The sequence below is a fragment of the Streptosporangium sp. NPDC053982 genome (assembly GCF_055585205.1).
The window spans coordinates 324,099-339,655 of sequence record NZ_JBVJKQ010000007.1 but is presented as its reverse complement, the minus strand read 5'-3'; the positions used below and the strand labels follow the sequence as shown (position 1 = coordinate 339,655).

The following is a 15,557-nucleotide window of genomic DNA, read 5'->3' as shown; positions in this document are numbered from 1 at the left end:
GGACGGGGATCCGGCGGACCGGAAAGGAGGCGCGGCATGCCGCCGTAAAGACGATCGAGAAAGGCGCTCCGGAAGAAGGAGGAGCGCAATTCCGAGGATGTCGCGGAAACACCCGCGTGTGATTCTGACCGCATGACGGAGTTTGCGAACAGAACAGTTCTCATCACCGGTGGCGGCAGCGGCATGGGCCTCGCCACGGCGCAGAAGCTCCTGGCGGCGGGCGCGCAGGTCGTGATCGCCGGTCGCAGCCAGGAGCGCCTGGACAAGGCGGTCGAGGAGCTCGGCGCGGGTGACCGCGTCCTGGCCGTGGCGGCCGACGTCTCCCGCACCGAGGACCTCGACCGGCTCTTCTCCCTCATCGGGGAGCGGTTCGGCCGGCTGGACGGCGTCTTCGCCAACGCGGGGATCGCCGACTTCGCCCCCAGCGCCGGTGTCACCGAGGAGGGCTTCGACGCCCTGGTGGGCGTCAACTTCAAGGGCGTGTACTTCACCATCGCCAAGGCGGCGGCCCTGATGGGCGACGGCGGCGCGATCGTGATCAACGGCTCCTGGCTGGCCCACCGCGGCCTGGCGTTCACCTCGGTGTACGCGGCGACCAAGGCCGCGGTCATCAACCTGGTCCGCACCCTCTCCCCCGACCTGGCGGCCAAGGGCATCCGGGTCAACGCGATCAGCCCCGGCTACATCGTGACCGAGATGTTCGAGGGGATCTCCAACACCCCCGAGGCGCAGGAGGCGTGCCGCGCGCAGGTGGCGCTGGGCCGGCTGGGCGCGGCCGAGGACGTCGCGGACGCCGCGCTGTTCCTGCTGTCGCCCCGCTCCTCCTACATCACCGGCCAGGAGCTCGCGGTGGACGGCGGTCTCACGACCTCCGTCCCCATGTGATCCGCCGAAGAACCGCTTCGAGCCGTTCCGCGAGGACCGTCGGGCGTTTCCGGGGAGGCGGCGGCGCCCGCCGTCTCCCCGCACTCTCCGCGAAATCCGTGAAATCTGTGCAGCCCGCGAAAGCTGTGCAATCGGTGAAGCGGCCGGACATGACGTCCGGCCGCTTTCTCGTGCGTCACGTTTCCGTGTGCCGCATCCGCCGCATCCGCCGCATCCGCCGTTTCGGATGACGGATGACATGTGCGGCACGCATGAGGCGCGTGCCGCACATGTCACGCGCGTCACACCGGGACGGACTCGGCGACGGGCTCGGAAACAGGTTCGGCGACGGGCCCGACGTGGCCCGGGGGCCGCCACCCGAACAGCGTCATGGGCCCCTCGTCCTGGGTGCTGAAGTCCCGGGGTGCGCCCGACGCCTCGCCCGCGCCCGACTCCCTGTCCACGCGTCCCGTGCGCCGTGACCGCAGCACCACGTCCGCCGCGCGGGGCGCGCGGGCCGCCGAGTACGCCTCCAGCGCGGCCGGCACGTCGGGGCACGTCCGCAGGTGATGGGCGAGGACCGCCGCGTCCTCCAGCGCCATGCCGGCGCCCTGCCCGACCCCGGGGGTCATCGGGTGGGCGGCGTCGCCGAGCAGTGCCACCCGGCCCGAGGTCCAGCACGGGATGGGGTCGCGGTCCACGATGTCGGTCACCACGATCCCGTCGGCGTCGGCGTCGCGGATGATCTCCACGATGGAGTCGTGCCACCCGTCGAGCAGGTCCAGGAGGGCCGGCATCGCGGCCGCCGGGCCCATCGCGGGCCACACCCCGGACGGCGCGACGATCTTGGCCGCCCAGTACAGGTGCCCGCCGCCGATCGGTCCGGCGAACAGGTCGACGCCGTCGCCGCTGGCGATGAACCCGTTGGGGTGGGCGCCGCACCCTCTCGTCCTGCCCCGCACCGAGGTGTAGCCGCGGTAGAGGAGCGGGCTGTCGCCGAACAGGCGCCGGCGGACGCCGGAGCGGACGCCGTCCGCGCCGACGAGGACGTCCGCGGTCAGGACGGAGCCGTCGGACAGGATCACGTCGACGTGCCCGCCGCGGTCGGCGTGGTCCTCGACGCGGACGCCCGTACGGAGGTCGACGCCGCAGGCCAGGGCCTCGTCCAGCAGCGCGTGCTGCAGTGCCGAGCGCAGCAGGGTCACCTGCGGGGCGCCGAAGCGGCGGGTGAGCTCCCCGATCGCGTCGATGGCCAGCGTCGTGCCGCCGGAGGTCAGCGTCGGCCTGGTGTCGCCGGGGACGGCCTCGTGCCCGGCCGCGCGCACGGCACGGCCCAGGCGGGGGCTGATGGCGTCCAGGGCGGTGATCGCGTTGGGGTAGAGCACCATGCCGGAGCCGGCCTCGGCGATGCGCGCCGTACGCTCGACGACCGTCACGCCGAGCCCGGCGCCGCGCAGGGCGACGGCCAGGGCGAGCCCGCCGATGCCACCGCCGGCCACCACCACGCTCGGGCCCGTCACGACCGGCTCCGGCTCGTCTCCGGGACGGCAGGGGTCCCGTCCTCGGGCAGATCCTCCAGTTCCTCCAGGACGAGCCCGTCCAGGAACCAGTCCTCCAGCTCCTGGAGCCGGTCCTGGACGGTCGCCCGGTCCGGTCCGGAGACGAGGAAGCAGCACATGACGTCGGCGGAGTAGCGGGAGACCCGCATGACCTCCCCGCGCTCGACGGAGATCTTGTACTCCTCGACCCAGGGGAACGGCGGCTCCCCCGGGAGCTCGACGACCTTGCCCGGCCGGCGCGACAGGAGCAGCTGCCCGGTCATCTTGACCGGCTCGGGCCGTTCGGGGCCGATGTCGATCGGCAGCGGCAGGCCGGCCTCCGCGCGCACCCAGCACTCGTTCAGCTCGGCGCCGAAGATGGTCTTGATGACGCCCCGCGTCTGGGCGCCCCCGGTACGGCAGGCGATCTCGCACAGGACGAGCCGGTCGTCGGGGGTGTGGAACACCTCCGCGTGGAAGGTGAAGTTGCGCGGGGAGGGCAGGGCGTCCAGCACCCGGTCGGTGAAGTCGAGCAGCCGCCGCGCCAGCGGGTCGTCGCGGTCGAGCGTGACGTCGTGCCTGCCGCCGCGCAGTTCCTTGAAGGACGCCAGCGTGAACAGGTACTGCGACGGCCAGGCGAGGGCGACGCGGCCGTCCACGACGAGCCCGTCGACGTGGCACATCGCGCCGGGCACGAACGCCTCCACCATCAGGTTCGACTGGAGCGGCCCGTAGACGTCGAGCCTCTCGGCGACGAACGCGTCGAGCTCCTCGGGCGAGCGGAGCACCGTGACGCCGATGGAGCCCGCCCCGTCGCGGGGTTTGACGACCACGGGGAAGCCGTGCTCCCGCGCGAAGGAGACGAGGTCCCCGGCGCACTCGACGCCGCGGTGCGCCGCGACCTCGATGCCGGCGGCCTGGACGGTCTCCTTCATCAGGAGCTTGTTGCGGAACGGCAGCGCGCTGGAGAACGTCTGGCCGGGCAGGCCGAGGATCTCGCGGAGCTGGGCGGCCCGCTCCAGGTCGTGCTCCTGGCAGGTGAACAGGCGGGTCACGCCGTACTGTCTGGCGAGGTCGAGGACGCGGGCCTCCAGCACGCCGCCGACCTCGTAGTCGTCCAGGGCCTCCATGTGGCTGTAGCCGGTCTCCCCGGTGGGCAGCTCCTCGCCGACCCAGCCGAGGTGCTCCTTGGACGCCAGCAGCAGGACGTCCCCCTCGTAGTCGGAGAGCCACCTGTCGTAGGCGTGGGCGGCGAGGGTGCCGCGGTGGTGCATGATCAGGACGCTCATCGGATCATCTCCAGGTTGTCGGGGACGAGCCCTGCCTGCACCCGGACCGCCGCGCGGCGGTCGTCGCCGTCGGCGTCCACGGGGATGTCCACGGCGACGGTGTCGACCAGCCACCGCCCGTCGCCGTCGCGGACCGCCTCGACGAGGTACGGGCAGCCGTCCGTCGTCGGCAGCGCCGCCAGCGCGGCGTCCACGACGGCCGCCAGGCCGGGGGTCTCGGAGCCGCACGCCGTGCCGCCGGTGACGACGAGGCGGCGGCGTTCGCCGTCCGTCATCGGCTCGGCCATCAGGGCGGGCACGGACACCAGGTCGGGGGCCAGGCCGCCGCGGGTGTAGGCGCGCACGTCCGCTTCGTCGCGCAGGACCGCGGTCGTGGGCCAGCCGGACGTCTTGCGCTCCCGGACCCGCACCGGGTACCCCCAGCGGTGGGCGTGCCAGTAGAGGTCGGAGATCCGGTTCACGGCTTCGCGCCCGACGGCGGGGGCACCCGCCCCGGCCAGGAGCCGCCGGGTCGTCACGGGGTCGGCGAACGCCAGGGCGTCGTCCCTGCCCTGCCCGGCGACGCCCAGGCACTCCCGCAGGGCGCCGGCCCTGACGAGGTCCTCGGTGGCGGTCGCCACGAGCGCCGCGACGGCGGTGCTTTCGGCGAGGCCGAGCACGAACCTGTCCGCCTCGGTGGACGTCGCGTAGCCGGGGAGGCATTCCACCTGTTCGTAGTCGCCGGCGGGGACCTCCGCCAGGGATCGTCCGGTCAGCAGGACGAGCGGCCGGCCGCTGTCGCGCAGCCAGTCCGCGTACGGCGGGAGCGGGCCGACGGCCCGGTCCAGGATGACAATGCTCACGGGTTCACCACCTGCACGTTCAGGGTGTTCTCCAGCAGTTCCTCGCACAGCTTGACGGCGGCGTCGCCGTCGGGGCCGGTCGCGGCGACCAGGCCGAGCCGGTCGTTGTTGTCGAGCACCGGCCCGACGACGTCGCCGACCTTCACGAACACGTCGGCGGCGATGACGTCGGGGCGGGAGCGCAGCTCGTCCAGGCCGTCGACGGCCGTCACCCGGCCCGGTCCGGCGTCCAGGAACCGCACGGCCGCGCCGCCGCGGGGCGTGGGCCGTCCGGCCGGTTCCTCGACCAGTCCGAAGGGGTGGCCGACGGCGTAGGCGATCAGGTCGATCCCGTACACCGCCTCCACGAGGTCGGTGATCCGGTCGCCGCCGATCCGGTTGTGCGACTCGATGACGATCGGGCCGCGCGGCCCGATCCGGATCTCGGTGTGGCTGGGCCCGTCGGTGAGCCCCATCGCGTCGAGGAAGCCGGTCGCGGCGGCCGCGACCAGGTCCTCCTCGGCGGAGGTGATCCGGGCGGGGACGGTGTGGCCCAGCTCCGCGAAGTGGGCGTCGGAGGTGAGCTTCTCGGTGACGGCGACCACGACGTGGCGGCCGGAGAAGCTGAACGCCTCGACGCTGAACTCGGGGCCGTCGACGTACTCCTCCATGATGAAGCCGGTGAGCGGGAACAGGTAGCCGCAGCCGCGGTCCACCCCGGTCTCCCGCAGGCCGAGCACCCGCCGCCACGCCGCGTCCACCCCGTCCGGGCCGTCGGGGCCGTCGACGCGGAAGACGCCGATGCCGGCCGCCGCGTCGGTGGGCTTGACGATGAACGGGTAGCCGTACCGGTCGCCGAAGGAGGTCAGGTCCTCCCGGCTCTCCAGCGGCTCGGCGCCGATCGTCGGCGCGCCGTGGGCCGCCAGCCGCCGGCGCATCTCGTACTTGTCCCGGAATCTCCGGCAGACCTCGTAGCCGGTGCCGCCGAGGCCGAACAGGTCGTTGACCCGGCCCAGGGCGTCCAGCGCCGGGTCGGTCAGGGCGAGCGCGGCCGTGACGCCCCAGTGTTCGCGCGCGACCTGCGCCAGGGGCCGCACCGCGGACCAGTCGGTGTAGTCGGCGACGAACGTCACGTCGGCGAGCGCGGCCTGTTCGGCCTCGAACTTGTTCGGGTGCTGGAGGAGGACGACGCCGAGGCCGAACTCCTTCGCCGTCCGGAGTGCGCGCGTGGTGGCGCCGATGAACAGCAGCGTCCTGTCCTGGGTCATCGCCTGCTCCCTGATGTCGCGTGTCGGGTGTGCGGTTCCCCCGCGTCGCCGTCCGCCTGCGGTACGGCCTCGGCCCGGTCGCCGTCCTCGCCCGCCGCGGCCTCCCCCGCCTCGCCGTCCGTGCGCGATGCGGGCTCCGCCCGGTCTCCGGTCGCGTGCGGTACGGCCTCCGGCCGCGCGCCCGCGGCCCGTGCCCGCAGCACCGACAGGATCAGCAGGCACGACGCGGCGCCGAAGACCCCGTACAGAACGCTCATCGCGGCCGGGGGGACGAAGGTGCCGAGCGTCACGCACAGCGAGCCGGCCACCGCGGCGAGCCGGAACTGCAGCTGGTAGACGGCCATGTACATGCTGCGCGCGTCGGGATGGACCACGTCGGCCAGCAGCGCCTGGCGCGTCGGGGAGGTCATGATCTCCCCGAGCGCGAACACCACCGTCGCGGTGATCAGCACCCCGGGGTCGTTGCTCACCGCCAGCACCATGTATCCGGCGGTGACGACGATGGTGCCCCCGCCGATCCGCTGCCCGTCGGTGAGCCGCCTGAAGATCGTCGTCGCGGACAGCGCGAGGCAGACGACGACGAAGGTGCTGATGGCCCGCAGGATGCCGAACATGTTGACCCCGTCGACGTCCAGCGCCCACGGGCCGACGTCGAAGAGCCGCTGCGGCGGGAACTCCTGGCTGAGCCGTACCCCGATGTAGTTGGCGAGCTGCACCTGGATGCAGGTGAACAGGAGGATCGAGAGGAAGAAGCGGGCGAAGACGCGGTCGCGCAGGACGGCGGCGTAGCCCCGCAGCAGCGGCAGCAGCCAGCCGGACCGCCCGGTCCCCGGCCCGCCCGCGGCCCCGGCGGCGGTCTCCCCGGTGGTTTCGCCCGCGGTCCCGGCGGTGGTCCCGGCGTCCGTCCCTCCGGCCGTCCCTCCGCCGGCCCCGGTGCCGGTCTCCCCGGCGGTCCCGGCGGTCCCGGCGGGGACCGGTCTGGTCTCGGAGATCCAGCGCCAGGTGACCACGGCGACCCCGCCGGAGAGCACGGCCGCCGCGGCCAGGATGAGGAAGAAGTGCCCGCCGTAGAGGAAACCGGCGAGCAGGGAGCCCACCACGAACGCCACGTTCGTCGCCCAGTAGTTGACCGCGTAGATCCTGGGCCGCGTCTCCGGGGTGGACACGTCGATGATCATGGCGTCGCTGGCCGGCCGGACCACGCTGATCAGGGCCGTGTTGACCAGGTAGAAGAGGTACGTGGCGATGCCCGACTCCCACCACGGGGAGTTGGCGAGCGCCAGGCACACGGCCGCGACGAAGCAGCCCACCTCGCTGACGAGCATCGTGCGGCGGCGCCCGCGCGCGTCGGACAGGTAGCCGCCGAGGAAGGTGCACGCGATCGCGACTCCGGCGGCCACCACGGTCATCAGGCCGGCGGTGGCCGGGCCGTACAGGGCGGAGAAGTGGATGATCATCAGCGGGATGAGCATCATGTCCAGCAGGCGCTGGACGAACCCGATGCCGATGCGGAGCTTGATGTTCGGGTGTATCCCCTTGAGCATCACGCGGAGGTCACCTCCCGCTCCCCCGCCTCGCGGGACGGCTCCCGTGTCACGACCTCCGTACGCGGCGGGTCCTGTGCGGCGGCGGACAGCCAGCGTCCCCCGGGGCGGCCGAAGACGCCCCGTTCGGCGTCCCAGGCCACCTGCCCGCCCCTGATCGTGGTGAGCACCCGGCCGGTCATCGTCCACCCCTCGTACGCCGACCAGCCGCATTTGGACCGCACATCGTGCGCGGAGAGCATCCAGGGCGCGGCGGGGTCGAAGACCACCAGGTCCGCGTCGGCGCCCGGTTCCAGCCGGCCCTTGCCCGGCAGCCGGAACAGCTCGGCCGGCTTGGCGGAGAGGTGCTCGGCCAGGCGCATGACGGCCACGTCGGGGTCCTCGTCCGGCCGGCGCCGCCGCATGCCGGTCCACACGGCCACGGCGAGCTCCTGCACGCCGGGCAGCCCGGGAGGGGCGTCCGCGACCGGCCGGGTCTTCTCCTCGACGGTGTGCGGGGCGTGGTCGCTGCCGAGGCAGGCGACCTCGCCCCCCAGCAGCGCCTCCCACAGCCTGTCCTGGTCCGTCTGGGCGCGGATGGCCGGTGACAGCCGGATCCTGGCGCCCAGCCGGCTCGTGTCGGCGTCGGTGAACGACAGGTGGTGGCCGGTCACCTCGAACGTGACCGGCAGCCCGGCGGCCCGCGCCGCGGTGACCAGGTCGGCCTCCTCGGCGCTGGACAGGTGCAGGATGTGGGCCGCGGTGCCGTACCGGCCGACCAGTTCGAGGACGCGCGCCACCGCGGAGATGCCGCCGCTGCGCGGCCGCCGCCGCTCGTAGTCGAGGTAGGAGCGCGGCTCCCCCTTCCACCGGTCGAGCAGGGTGAAGATGGACTCGTCCTCGGCGTGCAGAAGCAGCTGCACACCGCCGATCGCGGCGGCCGCGAAGATCTTCTCCAGCGCGGCCGGATCCCTGACCACGGTCGGCGCGGTGTGGTGGCCCGCCATGAAGACCTTGGCGGTCGTCGCGATCGCGGGGTCGAGGCGGGCGAGCAGCCCGGGGCGGTGAGGGTCGGCCCCCATGTGGAACCGGTAGTCGACCAGCGACGTCCCGGCGACCAGCTCGGCCTTGGCGACGAGCGTCTCCGGGTCGAGGGTCGGCGGCACCGTGTTCGGCATGTCGATGACGGTCGTCACGCCGCCCGCGACGGCGGCGCGGCTCCCGTGGGCCCAGTCCTCCTTGTGCTCCAGGCCGGGCGTGCGGAAGTGCACGTGCGAGTCGATCAGCCCCGGCAGGACGTAGCAGCCGTCCGCCCGCACCCGGGGGACGTCCGGCGGCACGCCGCCTCCCCCGCCGCCCCTGTCTCCGTCATCGTCTCCCCCGGCGTCGAGCACGGCGGTGATCCGGCCGCCGGTCACGACGACGGTCGCCGGGCGCACCCCGGCGGGGGTGACGACGCGGCCGCCGGTCACCACCAGGTCGGGGCGTGTCCTCAGTTCGTCCATGACGCCGCCATCAGGTCCCGGCACAGGTCGTTGGTCGGCCCCATCAGCGCCACCGCGCGGGCGTCGGCGATGAAGCGGTTGAGCTGGTGGCCCACCACGTACGCGGTGGACCCGAGCATGCGGGCCACCTCCAGGCAGACCTGCTCGGCCGTGGCGGAGGCGAAGAGCTTGCTCTGCAGCGTGACCGTGCCGGGCGTGGCCGACAGCCTCCGTCCCGCGCTGTCGACGATCGCGCGGGCCGCCTCCACCTGGGCGCTGAGCTCCGCGAGCCGCTGCCTGGCGGCCTGCGTGCCGAGCGGTCCCGGCCTACGGGCGTGGTCGATCGCGACGTCCAGCGCCGCCTGCGCGATGCCGACCGACACCGCGCCGAGGGTCGCGCCGGTCTCGCGGACGGCGGCGATGATGGCCGGCGCCTGCCCCAGCGGGCCCAGCCGGTCCTCGTCGGGGACCTCGCAGTCGCGCAGGTTCACGAAACCGGTCGCCGACCCCCGCATGCCGGCCAGGTCGAGCGACCGGTCCACCTCCAGGCCGGGGTTGTCGCCCCGCACCAGGAAGAAGGACTGGCCCGCGGAGCCGTACAGACCGTCCTGACCGGCGTGAACGTCCTGGCCGTTCCGGCCGTCCTGGCCGCTGTGAACGCCCTGGCCGTTCCGGCCGGTCTGGGCGCCCTCGCCGGAGCGGTCGTCGTGCGCGGCGGCGGTCGTCGCGAGCACGAGGTAGATGTCCGCCACCCCGGCCCCGGTGGTGAACGACTTGGCGCCGTTGAGCCGCCAGCGGCCGTCGGGCGTCCGGACGCCCGTCGTGGAGATGTTCTTCTTGGCGGCGCCGGCGCCCCGCTCGCTCCACGCCGAGGCGGCCAGGCACTCGCCGGACGCGAACGCGGGCAGCAGCGCGGCCTTCTGCTCGGCGCCGCCCCACTCGACGACGCGCATGGTGACGGCGAAGTGCTGGAACAGGATGATCGCCACCGACGGATTGACCCGGGCGACCCGTTCGACCACCGAGTTGACCGTGGCCGCGTCCCCGCCCGCGCCCCCGTACTCCACGGGCACCGCGGTGGCGAGCAGCCCCGAGCGGCGGAGTTCGGCCAGCGCCTGCTCGTCCGGCCATCCGCTGACGGCGGTCCGGGCCGCGGAGTGGAGAAGCGTCTCCAGCACCGGGCCCGGTTCGATCACGCTGACACCGACAGACATTCGACAGTCTCCTTGAACTGGAAATGGGCAAGCGACTCGATGAGGAACGAGCCGTGGAAGGCGACCCGGCGGTTGCCGACGGTGATCCAGGCGATCTCGCGTTCCCGGTCGCGCAGGCGCACGGCCGCCAGGACGTCGACGCTCCCGCCGGGGGTGTCGACGTGGATCGCGCCGCCGTCGTACCGGGCCTCCTTCGCGGCCAGCCACGGGACGGTGCCGGGGATCCCGATCGCCGCCCCCAGGCACGCCGCGCCGGTCAGCGCCAGCGTGGGATGCCAGGTCGGCACCGACACCGCGCGCACCGCGATCCGCCCGCCCCCGGCCGGGACGGTGACCGCCACCTTCGGGAACACGCTCTCGGCCGGCCAGCCCAGGTGGGCCGCGGCCGCGCCGCGGATCCGCACCAGGCGGTCGAACAGCTCCGGGTCGTCGCCGAACAGTTCGTCGGCGCCGGAGATCCGCGCGCCGGAGCCGGACACGAAGACGTACGGGTTGCCCGCGGACACCAGGGAGACCTCGACCCGCTCGCCGTCCACGTCCAGGTCCGTCGTGGGCCGGCCGGTCAGCAGCAGCCGGGAGACGGGTTTGGGCGGCGCGTGCAGGAAGTGCATCGTGAACCCGGTCGTCCCCCGGCCGACCTCCTCGACCTCGCAGGCCAGGCAGTCGCCGTTGTTGAGGACGTTCACCCGCACCCGCATGCCCGGTCCGAGCCTGGGCAGCACGCCGGTCTCCGCCGCCGCCGTGATGGCGCACAGCACCGAGTTCCCGCACGAGCCCCGCAGGTCGAAGCCGGAAGGGTCGCCCGGCAGGGCCTGGACGAACCGGTAGTCGAGGTCGAACAGCGGATGCGCGGAGGGCTCGATCAGGGCGATCTTGAGCACGTGCGCCCCGCCCGCGTCGGCCAGCCAGCGGCGGGCCTCGGTGAGCGCGGCGAGCAGCGGCTCCCGCTGCCTGGGCAGATGCCTGGCGTCGAGCACCAGTGTGGGACAGGGGCTTCCCGCCGCGTAGGCGAGGTGGCCGATCATGCCGCCATCTCCGTCTCCTCCGCCTGCCGGCGCGTTCCCAGGCGGAACTGGTCGAGCCACACCTCGTGGACGAGCAGCGCCCAGATCGTCAGCGCCGTGGTGTCGTCCGGCCGCGCCGCCTGCCGGGTGAACAGGTCCCGCACCGCGGCGGGGTCGAGCCGCCCGGCGGGGCGCAGCCGGTCGCCGGCGAGCATGTCCGTGGCGTACTCCCACAGGGGCCAGCCGGGCGCGAGCATCGCGGTGACCGGCAGGGTGAAGGGCTGCTTCGCGCGGTTCGTCACGCTCTCCGGCAGCAGGCCGCGGGCGGCGGCGTACAGCGCGCGCTTGACCTGCCCGCCGCCGATCCGCAGCCCGTCCGGCAGCGCCCGGCCCAGCTCGACGACGCCGCGCTGGCAGTACGGCAGGCGCACCTCGACCGACCGCGCCATGCTCATGTGGTCCACCCGGCGCAGGTGGTAGGCGGGCAGGCGGTGGCGCAGCTCGAACTCGGTGATCCGCCGCAGCACGGTCCCGCCGCCGCGGTCCAGCAGCTCCGTCGCCTCCGCGGGGACGGCGGGCGGCCCCTCGCGCAGCAGCGCCGCGTAGTCGCGGGTGTACAGGCCCGCGCGCCGGTCGGCGGGCAGGACCCCGAGGCTGTCGAGGTAGGCCCGGCGCCAGGGGGCGCCCGCCTCGGCGGCGGCAGCGGCGGCCCGCATCCGGTCGTAGCCGCCGAACACCTCGTCGGCGGCGTCCCCGCTGAGCGCGACCTTGAACCCGGCGTCCCGCACCGCCCCGAACAGGGCGTAGGTGCTGAGCGTGATCGGGTCGGCGTTCGGCTGGCCCAGGTGCCACACGACGTCGGCCAGCATGTCGGGGAACGTCGCGGGGTCGATCTCCACCTGGTGGTAGCGGGCTCCGGCCCGCTCGGCCACCTCGCGCGCGTAGTGGCGCTCGTCGGCGGGCCAGCGTCCCCGGTAGGCGATGTTGAAGGTGTGCAGGGTCCCGGGCCGCCGCGCGGCGAGGGCGGTGACGAGGCTGGAGTCGAGCCCGCCGGAGGTGATGGTGGCGACCGGCACGTCGGCGGTCAGCAGCAGATCCACCTCCCGGCGGAGCCTATCCCGCAGCTCGCCGCCCACCTCGGCGAGACCGTCGGAGCCGGTCTCCGGCCGCGGCGTCACCGTCCGCTCCCGGACGCGCAGGCGCAGCCCCGCGGCCGCGTCGCAGGTCGCGGTGACGCCCGGGGGGAACACCCTGACGTCGGCGAACATGGTCTGCTCGCCGAACGGGGTCTTGGTCGCGAGGTAGGCGTCGAGACCCGGTTCCCAGACCGCGGTGGAGACCCCCTCGAACGCGAGGAGGGACGGGATCTCCGACGAGAAGTACAGCGTGCGTCCCACCGGGTCCCACCGGTGGTACAGCGGCTTCATGCCCGCGTCGTCGGTGGCGAGCACCAGGCGGGGGGCGCCGCGCAGGTCGAGCACCGCGATCGCGTACATCCCGTCGAGGTGCTCGGCGAAGGCGTCGCCGTACACCCGGTAGAGGGCGGGAAGAATGGACCCGTCGCAGTGGTCGGGGAAGGTGAACCCCCGCCCGCGCAGGTCCTCGCGCAGCGCGTCGTGGTTGTAGATCTCGCCGTTGAAGACCACCTTGATCGTGCCGTCGGGCGAGACGTACGGCTGCCGTCCGGCTCCGGGATCCATGATGGCGAGCCGGGTGCTGCCCAGCGCGTAGCCGGGGCCCCGCGCGAGTCCCGCGCCGTCGGGTCCGCCGTGGCGTTGCAGCGCCTCGGCGGTCCTCAGCTCGTGTGGCGAAGCCGTCGTATTGAAATATCCGTATATGCGGCACATCCGCGTTAGCACTCCTCCCGTCCACTCCGCCGTGGTGCCGGCCGCCCCGTTCCGCGGCACGTGGCTCCCACCCGGCGTCGCGACGTCGGTGGCGGCGACGTCCGCCGGCACCGGCGGCCTTCCCGCCCGCCCGGCCGAATCCGTGTTACGGGTGATCGGGGAGTCCGGTAGGGGGCTCGCCCTCGGTCGCCGGAACCGGGGTTCCACGCCGCCGGCACGACGGCCGTGCCGGCGGATCCGGTTCTGCGGCAAGCCTGGCAGCAGCCCGGACGGCGGGGCACCTTTGGGATTGCGGTGATCGCCCGTCACCCCGGACGGCCGGGGCCGGCGTCCGGCGGGCGATCCGGCGTCCCGCCCCGCCCTCGCGCCGCCGACCCCTATCGCGGCGGCCCCGGCCCTCACCGCCGCGGCCTGGGAGGCGCCGGCTCCCGCCCGCCCGGCCGGACCGGTACGGCGGCCGTCCCGGGAAAGCACCGCAACCTTGAAGATGTGCCGCGGCCGGGCGGGCGGGAAGCTGATCGTGCAGGTCCCCGCGAGGCAGGAGGGGTCCGCTGTGCCGAGGACCGGCTCCGGCCATTCCCCCTCAGCCCCCTCGCCGCCTCCGCCCGCGGCGGGCCCGCCATGGACGCGTCATGGACCTGTCACGGACGCGGGCCGGGCCGCCGGGTTCCGCCCCGCCCGTCACCCGTCCCCATGACCGGCCTCCCATCCTTCCGACGTGCGAGGAGACCCGATGACCGTCAGTTTGCAGCCACCCGTGGCGACCGGCCACGCGGTGGTGTCGTCCCTGGAGGAGCTGGTGGGCGGCACCCCGCTGCTGCGGCTCGCCCTCCCCGACTGCCCACCGGACGTCCGGCTGCTGGCGAAGCTGGAGATGCTCAACCCCCTGTCGAGCGTCAAGGACCGGGCCGCGCTGCGGATGATCCTGGAGGCCGAGCGCTCCGGCGCCCTCCCCCCCAGCGGGGGCACGGTGATCGAGGCGTCGTCCGGCAACACCGGGATCTCGCTCGCCGCGCTCTGCGCCTCGCGCGGCCACCGGTGCGTCATCGTCCTGCCGGACAACGCCACCGAGGAGCGGCGCGCCATCCTGCGGGCGTTCGGCGCGGAGATCGTGCTGTCCCCGTTCCAGGAGGGCCTGCTCGCCGCGATCGAGCGGGGCGTGCAGCTCCACCGGTCCATCCCCGGCTCGTTCCTCGTCGGCCAGGAGCGCAACCCGGCGAACGTGGCGGCCCACTACGAGACGACCGGGCCGGAGATCTGGAACGCCTGCGGCGGCTCGGTGGACGTGTTCGTCTGCGCCGTGGGGACCGGCGGCACGCTGACCGGCGTCGCCCGATACCTCAAGGAGCAGGGCGACGTCCACGTCGTCGCCGTCGAGCCGGCGGGCTCGCCGGTCCTGTCCGGCGGCGAGCGGGGCCCGCACCGCATCCCCGGCATCGGCGGCGGCTTCGTCAACCCGGTCACCGACGTCACCTGCATCGACGAGGTGATCACCGTGACCGACGGGGACGCGATCGGCACGGCCCGCGACCTCGCCCGCCACTCCGGCCTGTTCGCGGGGATCTCCTCGGGCGCCGCCGTCCACGCCTCCCGGGTCCTGGCGGGCCGGGAGCGGTGGGCCGGGGCCACGATCGTCACGATCCTGCCGGACAGCGGCGAGCGGTATCTGTCCATCTGGGACGCCCCCGTGGACCCCGCGCCTCCGGCCACCCCGTCTCCGCAGACCACTCCCGTCCCCCTCAAAGGAAAGTGTGGAGCCTAAATGACCATCACGTCCGAGACCTCGAAGACGCACTGGAACGACGTCGCGATCGACTACGACAAGGTGCTGAACACCGACGCCTCCAACGTGGAACTGCTGTCCACCGCGGTCGGGCTGCTGCCCCCCGGCGCCACGGACCTGCTGGACGTCGGATCGGGCACGGGCCGGCTCACCTCGCTGTGCCGTGAGGCGCTGCCCGGGGCCCGGATCGTCGGTCTCGACCCCGCCCCGACGATGGTCGCGGCCGCGCTGGAGAAGTTCGCCGCCGACCCGGACGTGACGTTCACCGACGGCGTGGTGCAGGACCTCTCCCAGTTCCCCGACGACAGCTTCGACGTCGTGATCAGCAGCTTCGCCCTGCACCACCTGGAGCTGGACACCTACGCGGCCTCCGCCGCCGAGCTCTTCCGCGTCCTGCGGCCCGGCGGGCGCTTCATCAACGCCGACCAGTTCTGCCGGGTCATGGGCGAGCCCGGCGACCGGGAGCGCGCGCTCGACATCCTGGACCTGCTGACCGCCAAGGCGCGGCACTACCTCCTCAACGCCTGCTTCGAGCGCATGCTGCTGCAGGTGGACCTGCTCCCCCGCTTCATGCGCGAGGACGGCGAGATCCTCACCACGCCGGAGTTCTGGCGGGACCACCTGGTCGCGGCCGGCTTCGAGCAGGTCACGATCGTTCCCACCGCGCCGGTGGAGCTGTACAACCGGGTCATCTGGGCGGTCAAGCCCGCCGGCTGACCGTCCGCGCCGCCTGCCCAGGGCGGACCGGGACACCCCGGTCCGCCCTTCGCGTGCCCCGCGCCCTTCGCCCCCGTCGATCCGCCCCCGGACGCCGGAAGACCGTCCCAGGACGGCCGGACCCGGCGGTTCACGTGTTCCGGAAGGCCCCGGAGACCGGGAGGCCCCGGAGACCGGAAAACCGCTCCACCCGGATCGGATGACC

Annotated in this window: 12 protein-coding genes; 3 read left to right on the top strand and 9 right to left on the bottom strand. The window is 73.8% G+C overall.

Annotated elements, in window-relative coordinates:
* Positions 1 to 132: 132 nt before the first annotated feature.
* Complete coding sequence (locus ACZ6W9_RS15055) at positions 133 to 885, top strand: SDR family NAD(P)-dependent oxidoreductase (protein WP_362940945.1); 753 nt, start codon at positions 133 to 135, stop codon at positions 883 to 885.
* Between the two features lie 281 nt (positions 886 to 1,166).
* Here ACZ6W9_RS15055 and ACZ6W9_RS15050 read toward each other — a convergent pair whose 3' ends face one another.
* From ACZ6W9_RS15050 to asnB, 9 genes are read right to left on the bottom strand one after another with little or no spacing between them, the layout of a single operon-like run.
* Positions 1,167 to 2,384 carry an FAD-dependent monooxygenase gene (locus ACZ6W9_RS15050; RefSeq protein ID WP_389963425.1) on the bottom strand — a complete coding sequence of 406 codons (1,218 nt, stop codon included), beginning with the start codon at positions 2,382 to 2,384 and terminating at the stop codon, positions 1,167 to 1,169.
* The gene (locus ACZ6W9_RS15045; protein ID WP_389963422.1) at positions 2,381 to 3,691 is read right to left on the bottom strand and encodes an ATP-grasp domain-containing protein; all 1,311 of its coding nucleotides are present in this window, start codon (positions 3,689 to 3,691) and stop codon (positions 2,381 to 2,383) included. Before ACZ6W9_RS15045 ends, ACZ6W9_RS15050 begins: the two co-directional genes overlap by 4 nt.
* Positions 3,688 to 4,533, bottom strand: coding sequence for a hypothetical protein (locus ACZ6W9_RS15040; protein WP_470118155.1), 846 nt, complete (start codon positions 4,531 to 4,533; stop codon positions 3,688 to 3,690). Before ACZ6W9_RS15040 ends, ACZ6W9_RS15045 begins: the two co-directional genes overlap by 4 nt.
* Complete coding sequence (locus ACZ6W9_RS15035) at positions 4,530 to 5,780, bottom strand: ATP-grasp domain-containing protein (protein ID WP_389963416.1); 1,251 nt, start codon at positions 5,778 to 5,780, stop codon at positions 4,530 to 4,532. The genes ACZ6W9_RS15040 and ACZ6W9_RS15035 overlap by 4 nt, the downstream gene beginning before the upstream one ends.
* The gene (locus tag ACZ6W9_RS15030; RefSeq protein WP_470118153.1) at positions 5,777 to 7,324 is read right to left on the bottom strand and encodes an MFS transporter; all 1,548 of its coding nucleotides are present in this window, start codon (positions 7,322 to 7,324) and stop codon (positions 5,777 to 5,779) included. The genes ACZ6W9_RS15035 and ACZ6W9_RS15030 overlap by 4 nt, the downstream gene beginning before the upstream one ends.
* Positions 7,324 to 8,808, bottom strand: coding sequence for a dihydroorotase (locus ACZ6W9_RS15025; RefSeq protein WP_389963410.1), 1,485 nt, complete (start codon positions 8,806 to 8,808; stop codon positions 7,324 to 7,326). Before ACZ6W9_RS15025 ends, ACZ6W9_RS15030 begins: the two co-directional genes overlap by 1 nt.
* A complete protein-coding gene (locus ACZ6W9_RS15020) occupies positions 8,796 to 10,001 on the bottom strand; it encodes an acyl-CoA dehydrogenase family protein (protein ID WP_389963407.1) in 1,206 nt (401 codons plus the stop codon). The genes ACZ6W9_RS15025 and ACZ6W9_RS15020 overlap by 13 nt, the downstream gene beginning before the upstream one ends.
* On the bottom strand, positions 9,980 to 11,026 hold the full coding sequence (locus ACZ6W9_RS15015; RefSeq protein WP_362940980.1) for a PrpF domain-containing protein: 1,047 nt from the start codon (positions 11,024 to 11,026) through the stop codon (positions 9,980 to 9,982). The genes ACZ6W9_RS15020 and ACZ6W9_RS15015 overlap by 22 nt, the downstream gene beginning before the upstream one ends.
* A complete protein-coding gene (gene asnB, locus ACZ6W9_RS15010) occupies positions 11,023 to 12,852 on the bottom strand; it encodes an asparagine synthase (glutamine-hydrolyzing) (protein ID WP_389963403.1) in 1,830 nt (609 codons plus the stop codon). Before asnB ends, ACZ6W9_RS15015 begins: the two co-directional genes overlap by 4 nt.
* Positions 12,853 to 13,585: 733 nt before the next feature.
* Between asnB and ACZ6W9_RS15005 the strand changes: the two genes are divergently transcribed.
* Positions 13,586 to 14,614, top strand: a complete 1,029-nt coding sequence (locus ACZ6W9_RS15005) for a PLP-dependent cysteine synthase family protein (protein WP_389963400.1) — start codon at positions 13,586 to 13,588, stop codon at positions 14,612 to 14,614.
* The gene (locus ACZ6W9_RS15000) at positions 14,615 to 15,352 is read left to right on the top strand and encodes a class I SAM-dependent methyltransferase (RefSeq protein WP_389963397.1); all 738 of its coding nucleotides are present in this window, start codon (positions 14,615 to 14,617) and stop codon (positions 15,350 to 15,352) included. It abuts the gene before it with no gap.
* The last annotated feature ends 205 nt before the right edge of the window (positions 15,353 to 15,557 follow it).